Source organism: Cyclobacterium sp. L-R, assembly GCF_056859355.1.
Genome location: NZ_JBSXOH010000071.1, coordinates 94,934 through 121,475, shown reverse-complemented (window position 1 = coordinate 121,475; position 26,542 = coordinate 94,934). Strand labels below are relative to the sequence as shown.

Genomic DNA, 26,542 nt, shown 5'->3' with positions numbered 1-26,542 from the left:
TCCAAACAGCCTGATTTTCTTGCGATTGCAACACTTCCCGTAAACACGGGAAATCCTATTACATAATCCGAGTTAAAAACAATACTCTGTATCGATGTGCAAGGTCTTAGGGGAAATCCTAATTGATTGGCTCTGAATTTATCAGTAATTCAGTAAGTTATGTGGTTTTTGGCTAAGTAAATTCACAGATTTTTTGTTAACTTAACAGGGATTAAAGTTTTTTCATTTTAGTACTAAACCCTTTAACCACTACATATTATGGATCCCTATATCAATAACCAACCAGCTTCGGGAAACAAACCTAAGTTTACCGGTAAAAAATTGGTGTTGCTTCACCCTGAGGCTAGTTTTAAAAATATCAATGAGGAAGCCAATGGTGCCTCGCTTAGATTGGCGCCTTCTGGAGCTTACAAAAGCAAAGAGGAAGATTATGAAAAAGCTTTTACAGAAGGCGACGGGATTGTCTTTGAAAAATTCAATGTAGCCGTAATCAATGCGGACCATGATGAACAGGTGAACAGCCTGATGGTAGCAAAGCAATCTTTCCAATACATGGAGCCGGAGCGCTTTGTATATGCCTTGGATTCACCCCCACAAACGAATATAGGGATGTTACTCTGGAATTTCATTTGCCAAATCTTTGGTATAAAAAAACCAGGGCCTGTACCCAAAGACCCTCCCGTAGTTGTACCTCCTGTATTTGAAAATGATGCAACTGCTTATTGGGCCATTCATGCCTTGGGTGCATTGCAAAGTAGCAAAACGGGTAGGGGAGTGAATTTGGCCATTTTGGATACCGGCATGACCCTTGACCATCCTGATTTCCTAAACAGGGAGGTATTCTCCAAATCCTTTATTTCAGGTGAGACAGTAGACGATTTTAACGGACATGGCACGCATTGCGCTGGTATAGCCACCGGAGGGATAAATGCCAGCACCGGCATACGCTATGGAACAGCCAGTGAGGCCACCCTTTATGCTGGAAAAGTTTTGTCCAATAAAGGTGTGGGTAGCGATAGTGGAATATTAGCAGGTATGGAGTGGGCAGTGAACCACGGATGCAAGGTCATCTCCATGTCTCTAGGGGCCTCTGTTGGTGAGAATGCACGGTATTCAAACATTTACAATGATCTGGCCAAAAGATCCATGGATATGGGTACCCTTATCATTGCCGCAGCAGGAAATGACAGTCAACGAAGCCATGACTCCATAAAACCCGTCAATCATCCTGGGAATTGTCCCAATATCATGGCGGTGGGAGCTTTAGACAAGAACTCTGCCATAGCCAATTTTTCATGTGGAGGCCTTAATCCTGATGGAGGAAGCGTGGACATAGCCGGTCCTGGGGTGGAGATTTACAGTTCATGGAAGAAGCCTCAGGAATATGCTATCATTAGCGGCACAAGCATGGCAACGCCTTATGTGGCCGGTGTAGCAGCCTTATTGTGTGAAGCTTATCCGGATGCCAGTCCTATAGAAATTTGGGATAAGCTTACTACCAGCGCGCGAAACGTTGGTTTACCCGCTAGAGATGCAGGAACAGGATTGGTACAAGCACCGCAATAAATTGAGAAACCATGAAAAGAAACTTTATTGCTTCGGTTGAAGAGAATGCAACTGGAAAGATAGACCAGATTGCAGGGGAATTGAGACGAAAAGGCTGTACTATCAAGCAGGTTTTAAAGCTTTCCGGAATCATTACAGGCTGTAGTTCTGGAAATGAAAGCAAGTTGGAAGACCTGAAAATATCGGGCATTAAATACATAGAGGAAGACAGGCAAGTGGGGGCCTTGGGAGAAGATTAATTGCTGAGGTAAACCCTATTCACATTATACCATCTAACGCTTAATAGCCTTAGCGTAATCATGGTAAAATTGAGTCATTGCACGAATTTATCATGCTCGAAAGGGTGAAAAATTAAAACCACGGGTTTAGCCCGTGGTTTTGTAAATGGGTATTAACTGATTTTGGTGTCATCGCATCCGCTCCATGTCTTTGAATCCGGGTTTAAACCTGTTTCCAAGATTGATAAGGCTGTTATTGGGGCCAATTTTTAGCGATTTTTAACTTCTACGATATTTCCAGGCAAATTAAAACCTTCTTGTTCCAAACCTGTCAGCACTTTCAGAATGGCATTGGAATGTATTTTGGCATCCGTTTGGTCATAATTATAGGTATTTACCCAATAAGTGACTTTCACATTCAGGGTAGAAGAGGCCATCTCCTTTACCAATACGGTAGGTTTTTTGTCTCCATCCAGGACTCCTGGTATAGATTGAATAAGTTCGGAAATCAATTTCATTGCCGCGACATAGTTGGATCCGTAATCCAGGCCCACAGTGAAACTATAGCTAAGGTAACCATCAATGGTATAATTGATCATTGGATTTTTTATGATAGAGGCATTGGGGATAAAGACATCTTTGCCATCTACGGTTTTGACCTGGGTGTCCCGAAGGTTAAGGGCCAGCACTTTTCCGTTAATACCGTTGATTTCCACCATGTCGCCAATCTTAAAAGGTCTCTTAAAGGCTAGTAGAATCCCTGCGAGGAAATTTTCACCGATGTCCTTCAGCGCAAAACCTATTATAAAAGCCGTAATACCAGCACCTGCAAGAAGACTATTGACCACACCCGTAAGCCCTAGAAAACGAAGCAAAAGGGCCAATCCAAAAATCATGACCAGACTCCTAATGGCCGCACTGATGAAATCGGTAAGTAAGCGGTCATCGGTTTTCCTATTTAGCCTATTGCTGACTAAATTTCTTATCCATCGGGATAAATAAATAAAAAAAACAAAGATTAAGGTGCCGATTACCAATGAAACAGCCAATTGTTCCGCACTTTCAAGATCTCCCATAAGGATCCCTTTTAATTTTTGAAAAGCTTCCTGCAAAATTTAAATATTTTGGTTGAAAGTAAATTACCTAAAAATGATGCCAAATGGTAGTACTTCTTCCTTTTTTGTACATATAATTTATCAACCAAAAATAATGGTCTCAATTCAATGCAATTGAGACCATTTCTTAAATGGGGAGTTACTTTTAATGCAGCATTAATTTACTCTTATAATGGTCCGCCTATATCTTGCAAGCGAAGGAGAACCATTGTCTGTTACTTCTAAAATGATATGGACCGTTCCTAGTCTTTCAGGTTTTGGGATAGTAAGTTGGGCATTCACTTTATCCGCATTTTTAATTTCAATTGGTTTTGGTGCTTTGCCTCCGGACTGGGTAAAACTCCCCGGTTCTCTGTAATGGTACCATTTATAAGTCAATTTATCTCCATCGGGATCCTTACTTCCTTCAGCACTGAGTTCAATAGTGTCACCAACTTTTGCATTGATATAATCGGCTGATTTTAAGTTGACAATTGGAGGATGGTTGGCTTCGGCATAAGGCTTGATTGTCCAGTCCATTCTGGCCACAAAATCATTCTGAAAAGCTTCTCTCCAACGATAAATGGTTGCCTTATTACTGGTATGGTAACTCCCATCCATGCCCAATACCTCATCCTGAGCATCTGTCCAAAGAGCACGGGTTTCCGGTTCAGAAAACCATTTTTCCATCCTAGGTTGATAGAACTCATATCGCCCTCCCCAATTGCCGAAATCAGGTCGTTCAGGATTTTCCATCCCTGTATGAATCAAATGCATAAAACTTGGGGAATCCCCTTCCATCAGATAATCCATATGTGGGTATTCCGCACCCAGTGGTCCCTTGCTTCGAATGTGTTCATCAAGCCATGGATTGTCCACGATTTCAAAGTTTCCTCCTGAAAAACGTCCGTGAAACTTGTCCCCGCTGATGCCTGTCCAGGTCGCATGGTGATAGGCCCCAAGTGGATGTATTCCCGGGCTGGCGATATAAAATAAATTGGGAAAAGTTTTTCTTATCCAAGGACCACTGTCATCCTGGTCAGAAATGGTATATACCCTTAGTTTCGCTACAAATTTATCCACTTCCGAAGGAGAACGGGTTTGGTTAATTTTCCAGAGGGCTTGAGCAAGACAGTTGGGACCTCCCCAAACCAATACCCAAACAGGTCTGGAATCATCTGCATCCACGGATTGGATTATTAATTCTGAACCTTCAGAATCCATGCCTTCCCCAACTGCCTCCATGCCAAATTTTGGAATACCTTCCTTGAGTATAGACAAAAGATAGTCCGCAGTTGGGAAGCCTTTTTCATGTTTTTCTAAATTTTCCCTGACCTTATCGTAAGCAGTTAGAATTTCACGAATTCGCCAAGCAGCAATTTGATCGCGCTGGTGCCGGGAAGTAGTGGCAATAAGGCCTTCCACATCCCATTGATTGGAATAGGTAAGGAACCGAATGAGTGACATGGCATCATCTGGTTCGTTTTCTATGTCAGTGAGTACGATGATTCGCTCTTTCTCCATTGTGTTTTGTGCATTTAGATCAATGCTTCCTAAAAGGATTAGGCCAAGGAGGAAAAATTTGAATGAATAATTTTTCATGAGATGAGCCGTTTTGGTTGGTAATAATTTATACATGATTAATAGGTTTAAAACAATTTGAAAGCTCCTGAAAAGGAGGCAGTATTTACTCTTTTGCTTTTAAGACCAGAATGGCATCTTCCCATGCCGATGGAGGAGTTATTTTACGTAGCTCACCAGGTTTGAACGCTTCTGCTTTGGCTTCCCGGCCTTCATTTGGATCAAACCATTTGGCTTCTGCTGATTTTGAAAGTATATTTTTAACAGTGGCCTGGGATATATTGGAAAAATACACCAATAGCATTTCACCATTGTCCAGTTTTACAGCTGTTTTCAGGCTTTCTCCTTCACTTTCTGAGCCCCGCAAAATACTTTGATCGGGTATCCATTCTGCCCATTGATGGTCGATAAGAAATTTTTTGGCAAGTTGGGCAAACTGCACAGCACCAGGAAAATCCAGGGCTTGTTGCCAGGTGTACCCACAGCTGTAACTTCCTCTATTGCCTCGCATGGGCCAAATCGGACCTGCGCCATAAGTGTGTCCGGCCCCTCCTGCAAAAAAGGTATGGTAGACCTGGCGCCGTAAACGAACAGGAGTAATCCATCCGCAGTCATGCCCGTAGGCGCCAAACTCATAGGATCCCTCTAAGAATAAACTCGGTTTTTTGGGATTATCCAAATTGTATTCCCTCAACATGCTTGAATACACTTTTTCAACTTCCTTCCATACTTCCACCCCATTTGCGGTCAGCCAGGCATCCTCGTGAAACCAATTTGAGGAATTTATAGTGGCATCCCCATCCGGGTGATAGGTGATAAAAACTTTTTTCCAGGCAGGATTTGGTTCATTCCATTTTGGCGATTGTCCAGTAACGCCATAAACAATCCCTTCAGCCATGGCCCTGAAAATGGACCGTGAATCAAAGGTTTTCTCACCTTCCTTGTACAAGCCTTTTGCATCTCCACCCAATACCCAAAGAATATGGGGTTCATTTTGGTACCTCTTGCCAAGAAATGAACCGTAGTCTTTGGCTTCCTGTATAGTAAATTCGGTATGCGCCCCACCAAATTGACTTGAAATATATGCCCTGCCCCAATTCGGAAGTAGGGCCAGGTACATGTTCCGTTTCTTTACAGCCTGAATAATGTAATCCGCATGGTCCCAATAATCATTGGGCGCCTCAGTACTTCCTCCCGCTACGATTAATGGTTCGGATGTATTTGGCGCATCCTCACCCCCGGTAAATGGCCTGTGACCATAGGCATTGGCAGCATTGTGTGGACCACTATCGATTCCTCCTCCATGGGGATACCAAAAGGCTACGGTCTGTATGACATTGAAGCCGGTTTTCTGTCTATGGTCAAGGTACATGTCTACTTCCTCTCTGGTAAGTTGCTGAAACAAGCCCCAGCCCGTATCGGCAATCCATAGAAAGGGAGTGCCATCTTCATGGGCGATATAGTGTCCATTTGATGCTACCTCAAGTGGTCCATGTGATTCCCATGGGGCCTGCGCAAAAACATTGACTGAAATCAACAGTAAAAAGAGGGCATAGCCTAAATGTTTGATCGGGATCATTACTTTTGGGTTTAAGTGGAATAAATGACAAAGTATTGAAAAGACCGACCCTTTAGCAATAGCTAATTTTGGGCACGGTCTAAAGAGTATCATTTTACAGTGATGATTATCCTTCGGTACCTAGTTAATTTTGGTGTTCCGTTATCACTTACTTCACAGACAATATGGATGGTTTGCCCTTTGGAAGCATTTTCAGGAATGGTAAAAGTAGTCTTCTCACTTTCAGAATTTCTAATAGCAATACTTTCAGGATAAGTGCTTGCCTCTTGATGTTTCCACCACTTAAAGTTCAATTGATCTTTATCGGGATCCGTTGATAGGGAAGCATCAAGCTTGACTTTTGCCCCTGCTTTCAGACTAAGATCGTCCTTATGTTTAAGTATTACCTCAGGTTCATGGTTGGCTTCTTCATAAGATTTCACAGCCCAGTCTGCCCTAGCTGCAAAATCATTTTGCATGGCATCTGACCAACGCCACATGGGTTTGAAATATTCATGCCGCTGTGCAGGTGTAGCTTTGCTTCCTTCACGCAAACTTTGTCTGCCCCAGCCATTGCTGCCATACCACCTGCCTTCAGGGTATTGATAACCTGATACAGGTACAGGATCAAGCCAGGTGTTCTCACGTACTTTGACAAATCTTCCTCCCCAGCCACCATATCCAGGTGATTCCAAGCTTCTTAACCCTGTGGGTATGCTGTGCAAAAAGGCAGGAGAGTCGCCCTCAGAACGGAAATCACCATTTTCCATAGCCGGATAAAGCGCTGCCAATGCGCCGTGGTTTTCAAGAATATTGGCTTTCATCCATGGTCCTTCAAAATAGGGCAGCATTTCTTTGGGCTGAACCTTGGCCCATCGGTAAGCTATGGCTTCAAACTGATCAGAGATGATGGTTGGAATATTGTATTTACCCCAATGCGGTCGAATGTATTCCTGAAAAGTAACATCTTGTTCCCATATCAGGTAAAGGCGAATTTTATTGGCTACATATTCCATTTTTTCAGGGTGATTTTCTTCGATGGTTTTCAAAGCCCTGGCAATTGTATTTGTTCCTCCCCAGGCCTGAATCCAAATAGGTCGGTCATCTGTTTCGTCCAATAAAACCTTCACAATATGGCTTGAACCAGCTGTAACTTCCGTCATTTCTCCTTCGGTTTTTACATTTCCCAAAAGCGTGCGTTCGCGAAGGAAATCTGCTGTGGGGAATGCAGGATCATGTTTTACAAGATTAGGGTAATCTTTTTCATAGGCATCCAGATAAGGTTCAATCCAATCGTCTCCGGGCCATTTATGACCATGCCAATGGTATTGAGAGCTGGAGGTGATGATTCCTTCCACATCCCATTCGTTGACGTAATAAAGAAAGCGAACAATAGAGCACTGATCGTCTATTTCTCCATCGCTGGTGACGATGACCCTTGTCTTTTCCACTGCCTTATTTTGAGCGATTAGGTTGCTGAAGCCTAATGCCAGCAAAGCCGTAATTGCCAGTTGTATTTTGAGTTTGTTTTTCATGGTATGTTTTCTTTGTGGAGGTGAAATTTATCCAATCGCGTTTTTCCAACCTTTATAGGCGTCTATTGCTTTGTTCCTACCATCTCCTGCCAAGGTATTGTTGGCAGTCTGGTTAAATCCCTGGAGTTGCTCCAGACTTTCGTATATTTTTGATTGAAGTCCAGCCAAATAGGCAGCTCCTAAAGCGGAAACATCTGCAATGGCTATATTGGTTACTTTCCTTTCAAGCAGGTCTGCTAAGAATTGCAATACAAACTTATTTGCGGTAATACCGCCGTCAATCTTGAGCTCAGAAAGCGGGGTGCCTGAATCTGCTTCCATGGCTGAAATCACATCTTTTATTTGATAGGGAACAGACTCTACCGCTGCCCGTATCACATGATTTTTGGTGGAGTCAAATGAAAGCCCTTCAATGGATGCTTTCCGCTTCATGTCCCAATGTGGTGCTCCTAATCCGGAGAAAGCAGGCACGATGTATACGCCACCATTGTCTGGCAAGGAATAGCATATTTCCTCTAAGTCTGCAGCATTTTCAAATAAACCGAGTTGGTTTTTAACCCATTCAATTGTGGCACCGGCTGAAACGATGATTCCTTCCAGTGCATAATCCACCCGATCTTCAGTGCTCCAGCAAATGGTGGTCACCATGCCATGCTGAGAAGTTTTTGGTTTACTTCCTATGTTCATTAAAATAGAACTTCCAGTGCCGAGAGTTGCTTTTGCACTTCCTTGTTCAAAACAACCTTCACCAAAAGCTGCGGCATGGGAATCCCCTATCATGGCCGAAATACTGACATTGTGGCCCATTAATCCTTCAAAATTGGTGTCTCCAAAATGAAAGGAAGAAGGTTTTACCTTTGGTAAATTCAGCTGTGACAAGCCGAAATCCTCCAATAACTCTTTGTCCCAGCAAAGCTTGTTTAAGTCAAAGAACAAGGTTCTGGAAGCATTGGTATAATCGGTCAAAAAGGATTGCCCCTTGGTTAATTTATAAAGCAACCAGGTATCGATGGTGCCAAAAAAAGCCTCTCCATTGTCTATTGCCTGTTTGATTTTAGGCTCGTTTTCATACAGCCAGATCACTTTTGTGCCAGAGAAATAGGGGTCAATGATTAATCCTGTTTTTTGATTGATTTTGGGTGCGAGCCCCTCGCTTTTCAGTCGTTCACAAACAGGGACAGATCGTTTACATTGCCAAACTACAGCATTGTAAAGTGCCTCACCTGCTTTGTTCCACAGGACAAAAGTTTCGCGTTGATTGGAAATGCCGCAGGCTTTGATTTTGCTCAAATCACCATTTTTAGCCTTAAATCCTTCCAGGCATTTGCCTAATGAGCTCAATATGTTTTGATAGATTTCTTCAGGCTTCTGCTCTACCCTGTTTCCATCAAGAAAGTGGGTCTTTAGTGGTTCGGTCTCCTTGTGCAAAGCTTTACCTTCTTCATCAAAAATGATGGTTTTGGTACTGCTTGTTCCTTGATCTATGGCTAAAATATAAGACATTTTTATTTTCGTAATGCGTTGTTGTAATGGCAGAAGCAACGCTGGTTTATTCACTTTTTTGGTTGGACTTGTCAATGATTACCGCAAGGAGAATGACCAGCCCTTTAATTACTTGTTGCCAAAATGGGGAAACGCTCATAAGGATCAGCCCATTATTTAGGACTCCGATAATGATAGCACCTAACACAGTTCCCAGGATGGTTCCCCTTCCACCTGATAGGGAAGTTCCTCCAATCACCACTGCAGCGATGGCATCCAACTCATAACTGAAGCCGGCATTGGGTTGAGCAGAATCCAGACGAGCCGTTACCAAAATCCCACCTACTGCAGCAAGTATGCCGGCAAGGGCATATACCCACATTTTAACTTTTGCAATGGGTATTCCGGAGAGCAGTGAGGCATTTTCATTGCCACCTATGGCATAGATGTACCTGCCAAACCGGGTTTTTCCGGTTAGAACTATCGCTGTAACGACCACAATTCCTGAAATCCAAACCGGCATGGGGATGCCCAAAAACCAACCTGTGCCTAAAAAACCAAAGGTCTCGCCCAAACCCGAAATCGGATGCCCCTTGGTCCAAAGCATGGTGAAACCACGTGCCATTGTAAGCATGGCCAGGGTAGCCACAAAGGGAGGTACTTTAAATTTGGTAATGGCATAGCCATTGATAAACCCTAAGCCACCCCCAACAAGTAGGCCTGCAAGTACAGCTCCTAAAACGGTAAAGCCTATGAATAAATTGAGAGCAGGAATGCTGATTCCATTGCTAAGCAGGCCAGCCGTAACAGCCCCGCAAAAAGCCAGAATTGAACCTACAGAAAGATCAATTCCAGCAGTTAAGATCACCAGGGTCATGCCCACTGAAATGCAAACGTTTACCGAAATCTGACGCATGACATTCCAGAAATTGTCTGTAGTCATAAAGTTGTCTGTCATCAAAGCCAGGGCCAGGCATAAAATAAACAAGGCTATGAGGGACTGAAACTGAGCGATATTTAAATTTTTCTTTATAGAGATCATTGGTTCAGGTTTTCCGGTATGCAGGCATTCATAATATTGTTTTCTGTAGCATCTTCACTCGAGAATTGAGCGGAAATTTCCCCTTCAGCCATCACAAGTATCCTGTCAGAAATGGCTAGAATTTCTGGGATTTCTGAAGAGACTACGAGAATAGAGATGCCCGATTGGCTCAATTGGGATATTAATTCATAGATTTCATTTTTAGCATTGATATCAATGCCTCGGGTGGGCTCATCCAGCATAAGAACTTTTGGAGACCGCGCTATCCATTTGCCGAGAATAACCTTTTGTTGGTTTCCACCACTTAGGTTTTTAATAAGTTGTTCTTCACTGTGTACTTTTATCTTTAGTGAGGCTACATATTTGTCGTAAAGTTTTGTTTGCAAGGCAGTATTGAGGAATCCATAGCTGCTTACCTGCTCCATTACGGAAAGGCTTAGGTTTTTGCCTACAGACATATTGGGTACAATCCCGTCTTTTTTACGGTCTTCCGGCACCAGTGCCATACCTGCTTCAATGGCCATTATCGGGTTTTTGAAAAGCATTTCTTTTCCTTCCAATTCGATACTCCCGGTCATTCTGCGGTGGTGGAGGCCAAACAAGCTTTCGCAAAGTTCTGTCCTTCCGGCACCCATCAATCCATAAATTCCCAGTACTTCCCCATTGTGCAGGTCAAAATGAATATTGTTAAGCAAAGGTCGGCTGGGATTGTCAGGGTTTGTTAATTGCAAGTTTTTGACTTGTAAGACTTTTTCTTCAGAGGACTTTTTATTGGATTTTTTAATGACGTTTACTGAACGGCCAGCCATCATATTGATCAGCATGGGGCGGGAAATGGCTGAAACTTCACCTTGTCCAACGACTTTTCCGTCTCGTAAAACCACAAAATTGTCAGCCAAGGCAAACAACTCCTCCAGCTTATGTGAAATGTAGACAATGGCTTTTCCTTCTGCTTTTAACTTGTTAATTATTTCAAAAAGAACAGCCGTTTCACTTTCTCCTATTGCGGAGGTAGGTTCATCCATAAACACCACTGACGATTCAGTCAAAAGTGCCTTGGCAATTTCCACGATTTGTTGTTGGCCCACCCTCAGGGTGCTTACATTAGCGGTTGGTTCTACTTCCAGTTTTAGCCTTTCCAGAAGTGCTTTGGTTTTTCGGATCATTTTATCACGGTCCAAAAATCCAAAAGCATTGACCAATTCTCTGCCCAGAAAAATATTTTGGGCTACAGTGAGGTAGGGGATAAGGTTTAATTCCTGATGGATAATGGATATGCCCATATCCTGGGCATCTTTCGGTCTGGAGAATTTGATTTCCTGACCTTTAAGTAATAGCTCACCTTCGTAATCGGTGTGAATTCCCGACATGATCTTCAATAAAGTGGATTTTCCAGCACCATTTTCACCAATTAAGGCGGTGACTTTTCCTCCCTCGAGGCGCAAATCCACTTGGCTTAGAGCAGTCACCCCGGAGAACTTCTTGGTTATTTGTCGGACTTCAAGTAGCGCTGTCATGCTATTCTGTTATTTGAAGAGTAATAGGAATCACCTCAATCCGGCTAAGTTTTAGGTGCGCTTTATTGAGCTCAATCGCCCCCTCAAACCTTACCTTATCTCCTATTTTTACTTTAGACCTGAATTCCGGGATAAGCTCCTTTCGAATTTTTTCATTGATTGATTCAGAAATGCTGTTAAAATCAGAGGAGTTGTCATAATCGTTTAACTTGACTAAACCTGAAGCGTCTCGAATGGCATTCCCATACACAAATTCCGTTTCCACTTCAATCACATAGCTTCCCACTTGCAGCAGGACATTATTGTTATTGACGGCTGTAACCAGACCTTCTCCTATGACTCTGAAATAGCCGATATTCCCAATGCCCAGTGCGTATCCGTAGGTTTCAAAAGCAGCAACCGTATTTTGCTCCAAGCTATCTATTAAGAGCGCAATGTCTGGTGCATCTTTATAGACCATCCTTAATTCATTGCCCCAAATTCCATCCACATAGGCTTTTGCATCAAAGCTAATTTCATTTCCATCTGCCAGTTTTTTATCCAGTGCCTGAAAATAGACGGAATTATATCCCAATAGACCGATGACAAGTATTCCAATGCTGTATTTAATTGCTTTCCTGTTCATTTGCTTCCGTAGGCTTGGTAATCCATTACATTTTCCTGGTTGACCATTTCCACCGTTACAGGTACCTTTTGGGCAAAATCCCGCTTTCCATCAAAATAGGATTGTGCGTATTCCGCTGCAGTTCTGGCGATCAATTTTGGAAATTGCATGCCTGTGGCCAGTATTTTCTTGTCTCTGATGGAGTTAATAACATCGCTTGCACCATCGAATCCAAAAACCATTACCTGATCTGCTTTACCTGAGGAAACAAGTGCTTGGTAAGCCCCCATGGCCATGGCATCATTGCCACAAAACACCCCCTTAATGTCGGGATGCACCTGTAATATGGATTCCATAACTTCCATGGCTTTGTTTCTGTCGAAATCTGCATTTTGCTGGGCAACCATTTGAAGTTCGGGATAATTGTCGACCACAGAATGGAATCCTTTGGATCTGCTCCATGTATTATTGTCGCCAACTAAGCCTAGTATCTCAACATACTTGCCCTTTTTATTGAGCTTTTCAACGAAGTACTTCCCAATGGCTACGCAGCCGGCATAGCTGTCTGAAAGAATCTGACTTGTGGCTGCATCCGTTGCATTGATCTCTCGGTCCATGCAAAATACAGGCACCCCCTTTTCTTTGGCGATTCTTACATTGGCAATCGAGCCGTCTGCATCTGTAGGATTGAAAAGTATGGCATCATATCCTGAAGAAACAGCGTTTTCAAAATGGTCTGTTTCTAGTGCGGTATTGTTTTGGGAATCAAAAATAGTGGCCTCAAATCCCAATTCAGTAGCACGATTTGCGGCTGTTTCTGCCAATACTACAAACCAGGGATTGTTAAGAGTGGACACAATTACGGCCACCTTTTTAGGTTGATCCAAGGCGCGTTCATCAGGTCCTCCGCAGCCATTTAAAATCAATGCTATTGCAAAAAAGCAAAGCATTTTTAAGGGGTTGAAATTGGTCATTTTGGGTTTGGGTGTTAATTTTTTAAAACTAATACTGCTTTCGCTACTATGCCATCACAGGAAATCCCGTAATGCTTAAAGATGTCATTTTGGGAACCGGTCACGGTGTACTCATCGGGAATGCCCATAATATGGAATGGGTTTCTCGCCCCTTGTTGAAAGAGGTAGGAAGCACAGGCTTCTCCTAATCCTCCGTTTACCATATGTTCTTCTACTGTAATTATTGGTTTCCCAGCTTTGGCTAAATCATCCAGAAGCTCTGTGTCCAAAGGTTTGATGGTATGCATGCTGATAACCTTGGTAGTGATTCCATGCTGCTGTTCCAAAACCTCGGCTGCCTGCCATGCGTGTTGGACGGTTTCCCCATTGGCAATGATGGTAAGGTCAGTTCCTTCACGGATTACTCTCCCCTTACCAAATTCGAATGTTTGGTTTTCTTCACTCAAGAAGGGTACGCTTTTTTTACCAAAGCGAAGGTAAATCGGTTGTTTAAGATTGGCGGCTAAACGCACCGCCTGGTCAGTTTCGAAGTTATCTGCAGGTACGACAATAGTGATATTGTTGATGGCCCGAAGCACGGCAAAGTCATGAAGGCTATGATGTGTGGTGCCTAATGCACCGTAGCTTACACCAGCACTTATTCCTACCAATTTTACGGGGTTATCAGAATAGGCCACATCGTTTTTGATTTGTTCCAGTGCTCTTGCTGTAAGGAAACAAGCAGGTGAAACAGCAAAAGGTTTCTTTCCTGCAGAAGCCAGGCCAGCGGCTACGCCTACTAGATTTTGTTCAGCAATGCCAACCTCTACAATCTGATTTGGATATTTCTGTCCAAATGGAACGAGTTTCCCCGAACCGCGGGAGTCACTCGTTACGGCAATGATCGATGGGTCCGCAGCAGCTAAGTTTTCAAGGGTTTCAGCAAAAACTTCTTGGTTTGCTCTACCCATTTTTAAATTTTTATTTACAATTTTATCCAGTTCCATGATCTATGAGATTAATGCCTCAGCCGCGTCTAGTTCTGATATAGCCAATTCGTATTGTTCGGGGCTTGGGACGCCATGGTGCCATTTCAAAACGCTTTCCATATAACTCACCCCTTTTCCTTTGACTGTATGGGCAATGATGAAATTTGGTTTACCAATATTGTATGGGCCATTGTTTAATGCCTCTGTCAGTTCTTTTAAATTATGACCATCAACCTCTTTCACAGACCAACCAAAAGCTTCCAATTTTTCCTGAAGGGAATCAGTATTCATTACTTCCTGATTTGAACCGGTGATTTGCTGTTTGTTATTGTCCAAAATCGCATATAGGTTGTCCAATTTATAATGCGATGCGGAAAGAAATGCTTCCCAGTTGGAGCCTTCAGGCAATTCACCATCTCCTAAAAGCGTAAATACCCGGTGTTGCTTTTTGTCCAGTTTGGCTGCAATAGCCTCTCCGACGCAGATTGGTAAACCATGGCCCAAAGCTCCGGTATTTTGCTCCACACCATTGACTTTTTTTGTAGGGTGACCGATATAGTGGGATTGGTACTGACAAAGCGTTTCCAGATCTGATTCAGGGAAAAAACCTCTGTCTGCAAGCGTGACAAACAAGGCTTCTACGCAATGTCCTTTACTTTGAATATAGCGGTCTCTATCGGGGTTTCTGAAATTTTCGGTGTCTACATTAAGTACTTTATTGTACAATACATTCAATATGTCCACACAAGACAAGCTACCTCCAGTATGTCCGGCTTTTGCTTTGTAAATGTATTTGAGAATATTTTTTCTCAGGAATACTGACTTCTTTTCTAATTCTTTTTCTGACATTATTGTTCTGTCTTCTTGGTAACATTTAACCTTTTTTTTACCCTTCGTGATGGTACACATCCCACCCCATATAATTTTCAAATGCTTCTTTCAAAGCATCAGAGGTATGTGAGGCATTCATCACCACATGATGTTCGAAACCATTTTTACATATATAATTCATTAATCCCTGAAGGTTTGGGATTTTGGCAACGGCCCTATTTCCGAAAGTCTTTAATTCGTCATCTGTTAAAACACCATCGCCCATATAGGCTTTCATGATTCCTTTGGTGTCATCTGTTGTGATTCTTCCAAAAGTCAATGGGGAGGCAGGCGTACGCCCGTCCAATGCACCATAGGTGTTTTCCACTCCTACAGTTGTACCTAGAATTGGAGCATTGCTTATTTCAATGTCTGGTAAGAAGGATTTAGCCCAGTTTCCACAATGGAAAAGCACACATTTATCCTCATCGTCCGCATAGTTATTGTTCCAGTCTACCAAAGCACTGGGAGAACCAGAGGCCAATTGCATTGCATACATGCTGAGGGTTCCCGTCACATCTACTTCACAGGCGCTAGGGATCATGCCTTCGCTAAACATACTTGAGCTGGTGCAAACATTGCAGCCATAATTTTGCTGAAGCGAAGTCCAACATTGAATGGCATTGGCATCCAGTTGATTTTCAGTCATAAAGTCATTCAATACCACATCAAGCTTTGCCATCTGAATTAAAGACTCACTTGGGGTTTTTCCGGTAGAAGCATAATTGTGAATTTTCTCCAAATGATCTTTTACCCGCTGATGGGTAATATCCAATTTATTGGCTTTGCCAAGTATTTCCGACAAATCGCAGGTGACTACAGAAATACCATTTTTTTGCAATATTTTTTCACTGTACCTCACCGTGTTAAAAGCAGTGGGTCTGGCGCCAATGGCTCCAATTCGAACATTTTTCATCCCTTTAACTACACGGCAAACACCCAGGAATTTTTGTAAATCTGCCTGAAAGGATGGGTCGGTAGGGTGGACCACGTGTTTGGTAGTGATCGAATATTTGATACCGTATTGGTAAAGGTTATTGCAAACTGAGATTTTCCCACACCATGAATCTCTTCTGTTGGCTACATTTAGTTTATTCAGCTCATCAGGGTATCCTTGAATAAGTACCGGCACTTTAAGATCAGCAAGGTGTAAAGTGTCTGCAATTCCTCGTTCATCTCCGAAATTTGGGAGTACTACTAAAACACCTGCTATATCTTCCTTATGCTTCTTGAAAAGATCAGCACATTTCCTTGCATCTGTATAGGTTTCAACACCACCAAGTTTAGTCTCATTTTCTCCAAGAATAACGGCTTTTATACCTTGTTTCTCAAGTACGTTTAAGACCTCAACCCTTGATTCTGACACAAGTTTGTCAGGGAAAAAATCTCTGTTTCCTATGATAATGCCTAAAGTAATGTTTTGATTTTTCATTGTTTTGTAAGAAATGGTACTTTTTACTTTCTGTTTCTTTAATTATTGTCTTCAGCGATGATTAATTGGATTTCGTTTTCTTTGAAGACTTCTTTGTGTTTATTTTCGACCCCTTCGTCGGTGATAATGTAATCGATAAGGGATAAAGCTCCGAGACTGGCAAAAGCACTTTTTCCAATTTTTGAAGAATCAGCTACCAGGTAGGTAATGTCTGCGGCATCAATCATGGCTTTTTTCACTACAAGATCGCTAAGGCTTGGATAAGTAAGGCCAGATTTTAAGGATATGCCTGCAGTAGCCAGAAAGAGTTTCTGCACATTCAGTCCCTTAAAAAAGTCAGCCGCTTTTTGGCCGGTAAGTGATAAGGTAGGCGCCTTGAATTCACCTCCAGTCATGATAATGTCTATGTTTGGATTTGCTCCTAGCATCAGTGCTATATTTAGGGCATTCGTAATGACGGTTAACCCTTTGATGTTTATAATTTTTTTAGCGATCTCTGTCGTAGTTGAGCCAGAATCAAGAATGATTGTGTCTCCGGGGTGAATGAATTCCAGACATTTTTCAGCAATTATTTCTTTTTCCTTTAGGTTATCCTGATGTACTAATGAGAAATTACGCACCTGGTCTTCGACATTTTTTAAATGTACACCACCATGCTCCCTAATGACCAATCCATTTTTCTCCAATTTCTCTAGGTCCTGTCTGATAGTGACCTCTGTGACTTTAAAGATTCTGGCTAGGTCGATAACTTTGGCAGATCCATCTTCTTTTAGTAAGTCAAGTATCTTTTCTTTTCTTTGTTTTGGCAACATTATTTCTTTGTATTTTGCGGAAGAACGAAGATAATTAACCTCTAAATAGTATCGTAAGTTTTTTTTCCTTTTTGTTTTGGTTAAAAGTTATCAATAATGATTTTAATTTATTGTTGTGTTCAATACACTATAATTAATAAGAAATCAAAGGTCTGGATTTAAGCTAATTTCAAAGATTTCTTAATGGTAATTTTAGTTAATATGGGCGTGTGCAAGCAATTAAGCCTGCCCACGCTCCATAATTATAGGAATAATAGGTATGTATTCTATTTTATTGATAACCTTGATGTTGAACAAATTCATCCCGATTGGTTACCGCATCCAATTGAGCTTGAGGTATCGGTCTTATCAAGTGAAAAGCTTCTACTCTAGTGACATCAGGGTTTAAACTCAAAACTCTTTCCACCAATTTCTCTGTTCTTTTTAAGTCAAACCATCTCAATTGCTCCCCTGCAAACTCTCTAGCACGCTCGTCCAAAATAAAATCAAGGGTTACCTCTTCCGCAGTGATTTTCATTGCATCTTCCATACCAGATTTTGCTGCGCGTGTTCTTACTACATTGATAAGGTCTGCTGCTGATTGTTTGTCGCCAAGAAACATCTGGGCCTCTGCTGCAATAAGGTACAATTCAGCAAATCGGATGACAAAAGCATCCCTTGAGCTTTGCGCTTCATTGGCACTTGACCGGGTATTGTCCATGTGCTTGGTCAGGGTAGGGTAGCGAAGGTTGTCCCTTACAGTACCATTCTCATTGTAGATGTCGTTCCTGTTGTATACTTGATATACATGACCGGGACTACCTGTGAAAGTGCTTCTGGTAGCCACCACTGCCGTGTCACCAACAGCCATTCCGGCCGGTGTGTTGGTTGAATTGGCGTACCAAACCTCCATAAATGAACCTTCGTATCTAGAGTCTTCTTCGCTGAAAAGGTCAAGAAACGCCCTTGTAGGCATGTACCTATTGAAGGGTCTTCCGTACTCAATTGCTCTTGTCATCCCAGGGAGGTTGTCGTATTTCATTAGGAAATGCAAGTGACCATTGTTACTGCCTCTTCCATGTCCCAATGGGTTGGTAGAGGAATTCCGAAGGTCATTTAGTGTTAGGTTTTCTGCATAATTAACTGCGTAAACAATTTCACTGTTTTGGTTATTTCCCATATCCCAAAGGTCCGCATAATTTGAGACTAACTCGTAGCCATAACCCCCATTGATGACTGATTCAGCCATTTGGGATGCTTCATTGTACATTTTTCTGGTAAGGTAAATCCGTGACAGGAAAGCCATGGCTGCAGGTTTTGTAACCCTTCCGTAGTCTGAAGTTGTGGTGGATAAATTGGCTACAGCAAAATCCAGATCTGTCAGTATTTGGTCATAAAAGGTGTCTACAGGTGTTTTATTGGCTGTCGTGATGATTCCTTGGGATTCTTCAAGCGTAAAATGTACGCCTCCCCAGGTTTCCACAATATGGTAGTAATAAAAGGCTCTTAAAAATCTCAATTCAGCCTCTCTTTGTGAGCGCATGGAGGGGGTGAAACCTGCTTCCTCAATACGGTTAATTCCTGCATTGGTAAGGTTTATCGCTGCATACAATTCCCTCCATTCGGTGGTAATTGGTGCATTGGTACCTTGTAAATTGGTATAGGTAGTAAGGTCAGGCCAAACATCACCTGCGGCGCTTATCCATATGTCCGTGCCCATTTCAGTCATATTAAAACCTTCTTCTTTTCCATACCACCACCTTTGGTAAGAATATGCGGCATTGACCAAAGATTCAAACCCTTCAGGTGTACTGTAAACCGCTTCAGCAGTAAGACCACTGGGGTTGTATTCTTCCAGCACATCATTACATGATGTCGTAAATAGGGCCACGAATAATGCGGCTGCTGATAGTGTTTTTATATTTTTCATTTTGAATCGATTAAAAGCCAAGATTGATTCCGAAAACATAATTTTTTAACATAGGGTAACTTTCTCCACCACCTCGCTCAGGATCATATTCATCCAGCTTTTTGCTTTTGGTAAAGGTGAATAGGTTGGAGCCGGAAAAGTAAATCCTCATATTACTGAATATTGATTTGTCCGTGCTTGGTAGTGTGTAGCCCAGTGAAAGATTTCGTACCCTGAGGTAAGACCCGTCTACATAGCCTATTGTGCTCCAGTAAAGAGTGGAGGAGCCGGATACTCCAGCATTTGGTCTTGGATATTCATTGGTTGGGTTTTCCGGTGTCCAATAATCAATAACCTTCGTACTATTGCTCAAATTGGACTGCCGATCGTATCTGCCTAGAAAGTCAGGATCAATCGTTTGACCCCAACGGGCAAATAGGTACACGCTAAAGTCAATTCGCTTATAGGTTACTTTATTGTTTAAACCACCAAACCAATCCGGTCTATTATTGCCTGCAAGAACACGTCTATCATTGACGGCGTCAATTTTCATGTCTCCATTTTGGTCTTTCACTTTTATTTCACCAGGCACCTGCCCATAAACTGCGGCTTCATCTGCCTCATTGGTTTGCCATATTCCCAGTTTTTCATAATCGTAAAAAACACTTATCGGTTGACCAACAAACCATCCATTTCCAATATCGTCCACTCCTTCGGTAACCAAGGAAACAATTTCCTCCCTGTTTCTAGTGAAGGTAAGTGTGGTTTCCCATTGCAGGTTTTCGTTTTCGATATTTAGGGAATTAATCCCGATTTCAACTCCCTGATTTTTGGTTTTACCAATGTTTTGGTACACCTGCTGTACACCTGAAGTTGGTGGCAGGCCACGTGGCAAAAGAAGGTCAGATGTGCGGGTGTCGTAAATGTCCATTGTGGCATTTATTCTGCTTCTCCATAGTCCTAAGTCAATGCCAAAGTTGGTTGTTTCAGACAATTCCCATCCAGCATCTGGATTGCCTAAGAGTGGGGAGAAGGTAAACCCTTGGAAACTTGATTCACCGAAAGCCATAGGGATTCTGGTCAAAGAACTTTGTGTTCCATAGGCTTTAATTCCTGAGTTTCCTGCTACACCATAGCTCAAGCGAAGTTTTAACTCACTAACAGCAGCTACATTCTGCATAAAGTTCTCATCTACTACTCTCCAAGCAAATGCTGCTGAAGGGAAATAGGCCCATTTATTTCCTTTGGACAATCTTGAAGCGCCATCTGCTCTATCTGTAAGGGTTATCAGGTATTTGCCTTTATAACTGTAATTCAAACGTGCGGCGAAGGAGAGTACATTCCATTTCGAAAACCCACTATTAATGGAAATGTTGTCAGGGGCATTCCCTAGTCCAAAAAACAATTGGCCAGGAAGTAATTGGTTTTCCCCTTGGGCAAGAACATTGTCCGACTCTTCCTGCACAAAACTGCTTAATGCTGTAATGGCAAATGAATGGTCCTTAATCTCCTTTTGGTAATTGATAACATTGTCCCAGTTGATAAAGCGACTATTGGATGCGGTGTATTGTGCACGACTGGTGCCACCGTTTCTACTGATGGAATTGGATGCTTCGAAAAGACCAACCCTGGTGTTATTGATATTTGTGCCAAAATTTGTTCGGAAGTTAAACCCTTCAAAAGGCTTCAATTCCAAGTATACGTTGGCGAGTACATTTGTTATTTTGCCTTTGTTTGAGAATATGTCTGGTTGTTCATCTGCTAAAGGGCTAATTGAGGATCCTCCGAGTGGATAAACAATGAAATCTCCATTTTCATCATATACAGTTCCAAGAGGGATGATTTTATTGGCCATGTTCAATGGATCCCTACGGTAACTTTCATCTCTATTGGCCACCTGCGCTTGCATACCGGCTTTTATCCAACTGTTGAAAGTATGGTCTACATTGGTTCTAAGTGTGTATCGTTTTACATTGTCAAATTTCAAAATGCCATTTTCTCCATAAAAATCCAGAGAGGTGTATACTTTGGTTCTTTCCCCTCCGGAATTAACTCCAAGATTGTAATTTTGCTGATTACCATTGCTTAGTAGTAAGCTTTGGTAGTCAATCCAATCTCCATTTGCGATGGCTGCCAGTTCTTGGGTATTAAAAATCAATGGGTCATCAGCCACCGAGTTCCATTTTCCTGTAGTCCTGTTGGCTTCTCTTTTGATGGCCACGTATTCGTCTCCATTCAATACCGTAGGGTATCTGGAAACCTCTGACACCCCATAATAGGAGTTAAGAGTGACCGAAGGCTTTCCGGAGCTTCCTTTTTTGGTTGTAATGATAACTATACCGTTTGCACCCTGCCATCCATAAATGGCTGTAGAAGAAGCATCTTTTAAAAATTCCATTGACTCAATATCGTTGGGATTGATATTGTCAATGCTTCCCGTTTGAACGCCATCTACAATAAATAGAGGATTGTTACTGGCTCCGATGGATCTGTTTCCCCTAATTCTAATATTGATGCCAGAAGATGAGGAACCATTGCCTCGCGTGATGTCCACACCTGCAATTTTTCCTTGAATGGACTCTAAAGGGTTTTGAGCCGGTACTTGTCTGATTTCATCACTTTTGACGGAGGTAACCGCTCCTGTGAGGTCTCTTTTCTTAACCGTACCGTATCCAATCACGACAACTTCCTCCATATTGGTAATATCGGGAGTCAGGGTAATCTGAATAGAAGTTTGGTTACCTACTTTTACTTCCTGCGGGATATACCCAATGGAGCTAAAGACCAATGTGGCATCTGCCGCCGCTGAAATAGTGAATTTGCCATCAATGTTAGTTGCAGTCCCAATATTGGTGCCTTTTACCAGAACAGTTGCTCCCGGAAGCACATCGTCTAAGTCGGATGATTTAACAGTTCCAGTAATAGTGGTGTTCTGAGCAGATAGCTCAGAAAGAATAAGCATAAAACAGGCAATGACGAACAAGGCTGTTTTTAAAAGCCTTCCTCCAGCTGATGGAGGGATTTTAATGTAAGAATATTTCATCATGGTTTTTTGGGATTTGTTAACAGCAAAGGTTAAATAGTATGTTTGAATAGGTTTTTGATTTAATTTTCTCGGTATTCGTAAAATAAAGAAACTAAAAGAAAGTAAATAGTAAATATATCGGGTATAAATCTAGTCATAATAAGATTTAAAATAAAAATATTTTAAAATATATTTTCGAAAAATTACTTTTAATTTTTCTTTTACTTTCTTTTTGATACATTTATACCCAGTAATTGAATAGATAATCGATGTTTAGAGTATTTAATAAGCTGAAATTGAACTTATAATGATTGAATTATAAATCGTAAATAAAAGAAAATTAGTCATAAATAATAATGAAGAAAACAGTAGGTTTAAGGTTCATAGTACTTGTTTTAATTGCCACTTTTTGTGGTTGTGGAAGCAAGGTAAGGGGGCAGGATAAGCCCAGGGTTTTAATTAGTTCTGATATAGGGGGGACTGATCCTGATGATTTTCAGTCCATGATACATTTATTAATGTATGCGGATCAATTTGAAATTGAGGGGCTGGTAGCTTCACCTTTCGGAGATGGACGTAAAAGCAATTTTTTGGACATAATTGAAGATTATGAAAAAGATTATGCCCAGTTAGCAAAACATGCAAGTGACCTTCCGAAACCTGCTGCCTTGAGAGCGGTTGTCAAGCAGGGTGCCATTCAGGCAGCTCCTTTTCAGGGGTATTCTACTTCTACGGAAGGTTCAGATTGGATCATTAAATGCGCCAAAAAAGAAAGTGATCAGCCGCTTTGGGTTTTGGTTTGGGGAGGAATAGAAGACCTCGCTCAGGCATTGCATGATGCACCGGAAATAAAGGAGAATATAAGGGTGTATTGGATTGGAGGCCCGAATAAGAAATGGAGCATCAATGCCTACTCTTATATAGCGGCCCATCACGGAGACCTTTGGATGATAGAGACCAATGCGACCTATAGGGGCTGGTTTATGGATGAAGATTCTCCTGAAGCATTTAAAGGTGAAGCCTATTATGATAATTTTATCCAGGGGCGAGGTGTAATGGGTAAGGATTTTATCAATTATTATAATGGAGAAATAAAAATGGGAGATACCCCTTCACTGGCTTATGTTATGAATGGAGACCCGGAAGACCCTACAGGAGAAAGTTGGGGTGGTAGCTTTGAGAAGATAGACCGCAGTTCCAGAAGTGTATTTGAAGGTGGCAGCACCAAGGCAGATACAGTGGCCGCTTATGCTACAATCGAATGGAGATTTAAAGGGCCTAAAATAATGGTTCCGGAGGATTCTACAGTTTTTCATATCAAAATACAAGGTCAGGTTTGGCCTGGTTATTACCTCGGAGAGGGGATTTACGGAGTGAAATATAGCTCTAAAAAGGCTGAACACGGTAAATACAAAACCAGTAGTGAAATCCCTGAACTGAATGGCTTGGAAGGAGAATATATCAGTACCATTCCTTGGCCAGGTAAACCCTCTTCAGACGATTACCAGTTAGGCTCCAACTGGTACAGTGATCGATTAGCTGAAGGATTATTTATAAAAGACCAACAAGGAGCAAAATCCATTGCTAAATTCAGAGAAGCCTTTTTGGGCGACTGGGGAGAAAGGTGGAAATGGTTGGAAAAGTAGAAGTAATAGAAGGGTTATTGCCTACTTCGGGATTAATATTACTACAAATAAGGAAATTCAATAACAATGAAAAATAGAATTTCATTTTCAAAAACAATAGGATTAATAGGGTTAATCGCAGTTTTTGCGATTGGCTCCGCAATGGGTCAGAATGATTCCAAAAATTTTCAAGACATGCGCTGGAAGGATGTTGCTGGGAAAATGCCGGAAGCCTGGTATGCTTCCAATGAAGCAAAACTTGTAGCAGAAAATGTACTGCTGACCCAAAAAGCTATTGGTGGTTGGGAAAAAAACAAGCCCTATCATCACCCAATGGATGCTGGTAAAAAAGCAGCTTACCTAAAAACAAAAGATGAAATTGGAGCAACATTTGATAATGATGCTACCATTACCGAGTTGAGATTTCTAGCCAATGTCTATTCAAAAACCAAGGACGAACGCTACAAGCAGGCTTTTGAAAAAGGAATAAATTATATACTCAAGGCCCAATACGACAATGGGGGTTGGCCTCAGTTTTATCCGGTACGCAAAGGAAGTGTGGCGTATTCCGGCCACATCACCTTCAATGACGATGCCATGGTCAATATAATGCGCTTCCTAAAAGAATTGCTATCCGATGATCCCGCTTTTCAGTCCATTCAATTGTCAGACAGTAAAAAAGCCAAAATCCAAGAAGCCTATGACAAAGGAATAGCGTGTTTTTTAAATACTCAGATTGTCGTCAAAGGGGAGCCTACCGCATGGTGTGCTCAACATGATTCGGTGACCCTTGCACCCGCAAAAGCCAGAAGTTATGAATTGCCTTCATTTAGTGGATCGGAATCTGTAGGAATAGTGCTGATGCTTATGGAAATAGAAAACCCATCCAATGAAGTCAAGGCTTCTATAAACGGAGCTGTAAAATGGTTTGAAGAGCACAGTGTTGGTCGATTAAGGGTAGACAGCCAGACAATGCCTGATGGAAGCAAGGATAGAATTGTGGTGGAAGATGAAAATGCGCCTTTACATTGGGGACGATTTTATGACCTGGAAACCGAGAAAATATATTTCTGCGATAGAGACGGTATTAAAAAGGATTCCATAACGGAGATAGGTCATGAGCGAAGAAACGGCTATAGCTGGTACACCCGGGCTCCGGAACAAATGCTGGAAAAATACCCGGAATGGAAAAAAAGAAATGGGATTAACTAATACAAGAATTGGCAATTTGTTTTTTGATGAAATGGATTTTAATCGATTCTTTAATACCAATCAAATAATTTGAGGACAATAAACACAATTAACAAGAGTACAAAAGTTCGGTTTTCCGCTTCATTTGAGCCCTTTTAAAATAAAACATTCCATGAAACATTTAATTCTTAGTGCAGTATTGCTATTGATAGGATTTAATAGCGGTGCCCAACAACTTGCCTTTCCAACAGCCGAAGGCTACGGGAAATTTTCTCAAGGGGGTCGAGGTGGTGTTGTGTTTGAAGTTACCAATTTGAATGACAGTGGAGAAGGAAGTTTAAGAGCTGCAGTGGAGGCAGCGGAGCCAAGAACAGTGGTTTTTAAAGTTTCAGGTACTATTTCCTTGGAATCTCCTTTGCGGATCAAGCATCCTTATATCACCATTGCCGGTCAGACGGCCCCTGGTGATGGGATTTGCCTTAAAAAGAATCCTTTGATAATAGAGGCAGATCATGTCATTATTAGGTATTTGAGGGTTAGGTTGGGGAATGAATCAGGCGAAGATACCGATGCGGTCTCAAGCAGGTATACCAAACACATTATTCTGGATCATATTTCAGCCAGTTGGAGTGTGGATGAAACCATGTCTATTTATCATTGTGACAGCATTACTCTTCAGTGGAGCATTATTTCTGAAAGCATGTATAACTCCAATCACGTAAAAGGAGCACATGGTTTTGGAGGGATATGGGGCTCAAACTATGGTACCTACCATCATAATCTAATTGCTAGTCATGGCAGTCGCAACCCGAGAATGGCATCAGGTTCTGGCTACACAGATTATAGAAACAATGTAATATACAATTGGGGGTACAACAGTTGCTATGGTGGAGAAAACCAACAAGTTGGTAATCCAAATTTTTCTTTTTCAAAGTTCAATATTGTGGCCAATTATTATAAACCAGGACCGGCCACAATTCCGGGAGAGGTTTCCTATAGGATTGCCAACCCATCCATGCGCAAGAAAACCAGTGATTTTGGCAAATGGTACATTTCTGACAATGTCATTGAAGGAAATAACAAAGTGACTGCTAACAATTGGGATGGAGGAGTGCAACCACAAGGAGGAGCCCAAAATCTTCAATTTGTAAAAATGGAAGCATCATGGCCTTCTATGCCTATTCACCAGCACACAGCGGAAAAAGCCTATGAGGCAGTCCTCGAAAATGCAGGAGCTACCTTGCCAAAAAGAGATCCTGTGGATAAGAGAATAATAAAGGAAGCAAAAGAAGGACAGGCTTCCTTTGAGGGTGAAAGCTATAAGAAAAACAAAACCCTGGCAGATAAGTCCAAAAAGTCCGGTATAATTGATTCACAAAAAGATGTAGGGGGCTGGCCAAATTTAAAAAGTGCACCAGCACCTGAGGACAAAGATCACGATGGTATGCCAGATGATTGGGAAAAGAAAAACGGTCTTGATCCTTCGAATGCGGCGGATAGAAACAATTTAGCGGATGGTTACACCATGCTAGAGAAATATTTAAATAGCATCAATTAATA

20 protein-coding genes are annotated in these 26,542 nt (G+C 41.8%); 5 read left to right on the top strand and 15 right to left on the bottom strand.

What is annotated here, in order from left to right; translation table 11 throughout:
* Positions 1-258: 258 nt before the first annotated feature.
* Positions 259-1,566: a S8 family serine peptidase gene (locus AC13EX_RS11360; RefSeq protein WP_482892769.1), complete on the top strand. Its 1,308-nt coding sequence runs from the start codon at positions 259-261 to the stop codon at positions 1,564-1,566.
* A gap of 11 nt (positions 1,567-1,577) precedes the next feature.
* Positions 1,578-1,805: a hypothetical protein gene (locus tag AC13EX_RS11355; protein WP_048642486.1), complete on the top strand. Its 228-nt coding sequence runs from the start codon at positions 1,578-1,580 to the stop codon at positions 1,803-1,805.
* 248 nt (positions 1,806-2,053) lie between these two features.
* On the opposite strand, the gene AC13EX_RS11350 is transcribed toward AC13EX_RS11355, so the two are convergent.
* From AC13EX_RS11350 to AC13EX_RS11280, 15 genes are all read right to left on the bottom strand, one after another.
* Positions 2,054-2,860, bottom strand: coding sequence for a mechanosensitive ion channel family protein (locus AC13EX_RS11350; RefSeq protein WP_482892768.1), 807 nt, complete (start codon positions 2,858-2,860; stop codon positions 2,054-2,056).
* Positions 2,861-3,055: 195 nt separating this feature from the next.
* Entirely contained in the window at positions 3,056-4,480 is a 1,425-nt protein-coding gene (locus tag AC13EX_RS11345; protein WP_482892767.1) for a DUF1593 domain-containing protein, read from the bottom strand.
* 85 nt (positions 4,481-4,565) lie between these two features.
* Positions 4,566-6,038, bottom strand: coding sequence for a glycoside hydrolase family 140 protein (locus AC13EX_RS11340; RefSeq protein WP_048642488.1), 1,473 nt, complete (start codon positions 6,036-6,038; stop codon positions 4,566-4,568).
* Positions 6,039-6,127: 89 nt separating this feature from the next.
* On the bottom strand, positions 6,128-7,552 hold the full coding sequence (locus AC13EX_RS11335; protein ID WP_482892766.1) for a DUF1593 domain-containing protein: 1,425 nt from the start codon (positions 7,550-7,552) through the stop codon (positions 6,128-6,130).
* Between the two features lie 27 nt (positions 7,553-7,579).
* Entirely contained in the window at positions 7,580-9,055 is a 1,476-nt protein-coding gene (locus tag AC13EX_RS11330) for an FGGY family carbohydrate kinase (protein ID WP_482892765.1), read from the bottom strand.
* A gap of 46 nt (positions 9,056-9,101) precedes the next feature.
* A complete protein-coding gene (locus AC13EX_RS11325) occupies positions 9,102-10,076 on the bottom strand; it encodes an ABC transporter permease (protein WP_339712630.1) in 975 nt (324 codons plus the stop codon).
* Positions 10,073-11,593: a sugar ABC transporter ATP-binding protein gene (locus tag AC13EX_RS11320; RefSeq protein ID WP_482892764.1), complete on the bottom strand. Its 1,521-nt coding sequence runs from the start codon at positions 11,591-11,593 to the stop codon at positions 10,073-10,075. The genes AC13EX_RS11325 and AC13EX_RS11320 overlap by 4 nt, the downstream gene beginning before the upstream one ends.
* Position 11,594: 1 nt before the next feature.
* The gene (locus AC13EX_RS11315) at positions 11,595-12,218 is read right to left on the bottom strand and encodes a DUF2291 domain-containing protein (protein ID WP_482892763.1); all 624 of its coding nucleotides are present in this window, start codon (positions 12,216-12,218) and stop codon (positions 11,595-11,597) included.
* Positions 12,215-13,147 carry a substrate-binding domain-containing protein gene (locus tag AC13EX_RS11310; RefSeq protein WP_482892762.1) on the bottom strand — a complete coding sequence of 311 codons (933 nt, stop codon included), beginning with the start codon at positions 13,145-13,147 and terminating at the stop codon, positions 12,215-12,217. The genes AC13EX_RS11315 and AC13EX_RS11310 overlap by 4 nt, the downstream gene beginning before the upstream one ends.
* Positions 13,148-13,185: 38 nt before the next feature.
* Entirely contained in the window at positions 13,186-14,157 is a 972-nt protein-coding gene (locus AC13EX_RS11305; protein ID WP_482892761.1) for a transketolase family protein, read from the bottom strand.
* Between the two features lie 3 nt (positions 14,158-14,160).
* Positions 14,161-14,988: a transketolase gene (locus tag AC13EX_RS11300; RefSeq protein ID WP_482892760.1), complete on the bottom strand. Its 828-nt coding sequence runs from the start codon at positions 14,986-14,988 to the stop codon at positions 14,161-14,163.
* Between the two features lie 37 nt (positions 14,989-15,025).
* Entirely contained in the window at positions 15,026-16,441 is a 1,416-nt protein-coding gene (locus AC13EX_RS11295) for an L-fucose/L-arabinose isomerase family protein (protein WP_339712612.1), read from the bottom strand.
* A 38-nt stretch (positions 16,442-16,479) separates the two neighbouring features.
* A complete protein-coding gene (locus AC13EX_RS11290; RefSeq protein WP_048642496.1) occupies positions 16,480-17,253 on the bottom strand; it encodes a DeoR/GlpR family DNA-binding transcription regulator in 774 nt (257 codons plus the stop codon).
* Positions 17,254-17,524: 271 nt separating this feature from the next.
* Positions 17,525-19,162, bottom strand: a complete 1,638-nt coding sequence (locus AC13EX_RS11285) for a RagB/SusD family nutrient uptake outer membrane protein (protein WP_482892759.1) — start codon at positions 19,160-19,162, stop codon at positions 17,525-17,527.
* A gap of 10 nt (positions 19,163-19,172) precedes the next feature.
* Entirely contained in the window at positions 19,173-22,187 is a 3,015-nt protein-coding gene (locus tag AC13EX_RS11280; RefSeq protein ID WP_482892758.1) for a SusC/RagA family TonB-linked outer membrane protein, read from the bottom strand.
* Between the two features lie 335 nt (positions 22,188-22,522).
* Between AC13EX_RS11280 and AC13EX_RS11275 the strand changes: the two genes are divergently transcribed.
* The 3 genes from AC13EX_RS11275 (at position 22,523) to AC13EX_RS11265 (ending at position 26,540) form a co-directional block, all read left to right on the top strand.
* Positions 22,523-23,812 (top strand): nucleoside hydrolase-like domain-containing protein, encoded by a 1,290-nt coding sequence (locus AC13EX_RS11275; RefSeq protein ID WP_482892757.1) that lies wholly within the window; start codon positions 22,523-22,525, stop codon positions 23,810-23,812.
* Between the two features lie 66 nt (positions 23,813-23,878).
* The gene (pelA, locus tag AC13EX_RS11270) at positions 23,879-25,003 is read left to right on the top strand and encodes a pectate lyase (protein WP_482892756.1); all 1,125 of its coding nucleotides are present in this window, start codon (positions 23,879-23,881) and stop codon (positions 25,001-25,003) included.
* Between the two features lie 151 nt (positions 25,004-25,154).
* Positions 25,155-26,540, top strand: a complete 1,386-nt coding sequence (locus AC13EX_RS11265) for a pectate lyase family protein (protein WP_482892755.1) — start codon at positions 25,155-25,157, stop codon at positions 26,538-26,540.
* Positions 26,541-26,542 lie beyond the last annotated feature (2 nt).

Coding starts and splice junctions, on each gene's coding strand:
- AC13EX_RS11355 (WP_048642486.1), top strand. CDS start 1,578: ATGAAAAGAAACTTTATTGCTTCGGTTGAAGAGAATGCAACTGGAAAG.
- AC13EX_RS11300 (WP_482892760.1), bottom strand. CDS start 14,988: ATGTCAGAAAAAGAATTAGAAAAGAAGTCAGTATTCCTGAGAAAAAAT.
- AC13EX_RS11340 (WP_048642488.1), bottom strand. CDS start 6,038: ATGATCCCGATCAAACATTTAGGCTATGCCCTCTTTTTACTGTTGATT.
- AC13EX_RS11360 (WP_482892769.1), top strand. CDS start 259: ATGGATCCCTATATCAATAACCAACCAGCTTCGGGAAACAAACCTAAG.
- AC13EX_RS11330 (WP_482892765.1), bottom strand. CDS start 9,055: ATGTCTTATATTTTAGCCATAGATCAAGGAACAAGCAGTACCAAAACC.
- AC13EX_RS11350 (WP_482892768.1), bottom strand. CDS start 2,860: ATGGGAGATCTTGAAAGTGCGGAACAATTGGCTGTTTCATTGGTAATC.
- AC13EX_RS11265 (WP_482892755.1), top strand. CDS start 25,155: ATGAAACATTTAATTCTTAGTGCAGTATTGCTATTGATAGGATTTAAT.
- AC13EX_RS11275 (WP_482892757.1), top strand. CDS start 22,523: ATGAAGAAAACAGTAGGTTTAAGGTTCATAGTACTTGTTTTAATTGCC.
- AC13EX_RS11315 (WP_482892763.1), bottom strand. CDS start 12,218: ATGAACAGGAAAGCAATTAAATACAGCATTGGAATACTTGTCATCGGT.
- AC13EX_RS11280 (WP_482892758.1), bottom strand. CDS start 22,187: ATGATGAAATATTCTTACATTAAAATCCCTCCATCAGCTGGAGGAAGG.
- AC13EX_RS11335 (WP_482892766.1), bottom strand. CDS start 7,552: ATGAAAAACAAACTCAAAATACAACTGGCAATTACGGCTTTGCTGGCA.
- AC13EX_RS11320 (WP_482892764.1), bottom strand. CDS start 11,593: ATGACAGCGCTACTTGAAGTCCGACAAATAACCAAGAAGTTCTCCGGG.
- pelA (WP_482892756.1), top strand. CDS start 23,879: ATGAAAAATAGAATTTCATTTTCAAAAACAATAGGATTAATAGGGTTA.
- AC13EX_RS11325 (WP_339712630.1), bottom strand. CDS start 10,076: ATGATCTCTATAAAGAAAAATTTAAATATCGCTCAGTTTCAGTCCCTC.
- AC13EX_RS11290 (WP_048642496.1), bottom strand. CDS start 17,253: ATGTTGCCAAAACAAAGAAAAGAAAAGATACTTGACTTACTAAAAGAA.
- AC13EX_RS11345 (WP_482892767.1), bottom strand. CDS start 4,480: ATGAAAAATTATTCATTCAAATTTTTCCTCCTTGGCCTAATCCTTTTA.
- AC13EX_RS11310 (WP_482892762.1), bottom strand. CDS start 13,147: ATGCTTTGCTTTTTTGCAATAGCATTGATTTTAAATGGCTGCGGAGGA.
- AC13EX_RS11295 (WP_339712612.1), bottom strand. CDS start 16,441: ATGAAAAATCAAAACATTACTTTAGGCATTATCATAGGAAACAGAGAT.
- AC13EX_RS11285 (WP_482892759.1), bottom strand. CDS start 19,162: ATGAAAAATATAAAAACACTATCAGCAGCCGCATTATTCGTGGCCCTA.
- AC13EX_RS11305 (WP_482892761.1), bottom strand. CDS start 14,157: ATGGAACTGGATAAAATTGTAAATAAAAATTTAAAAATGGGTAGAGCA.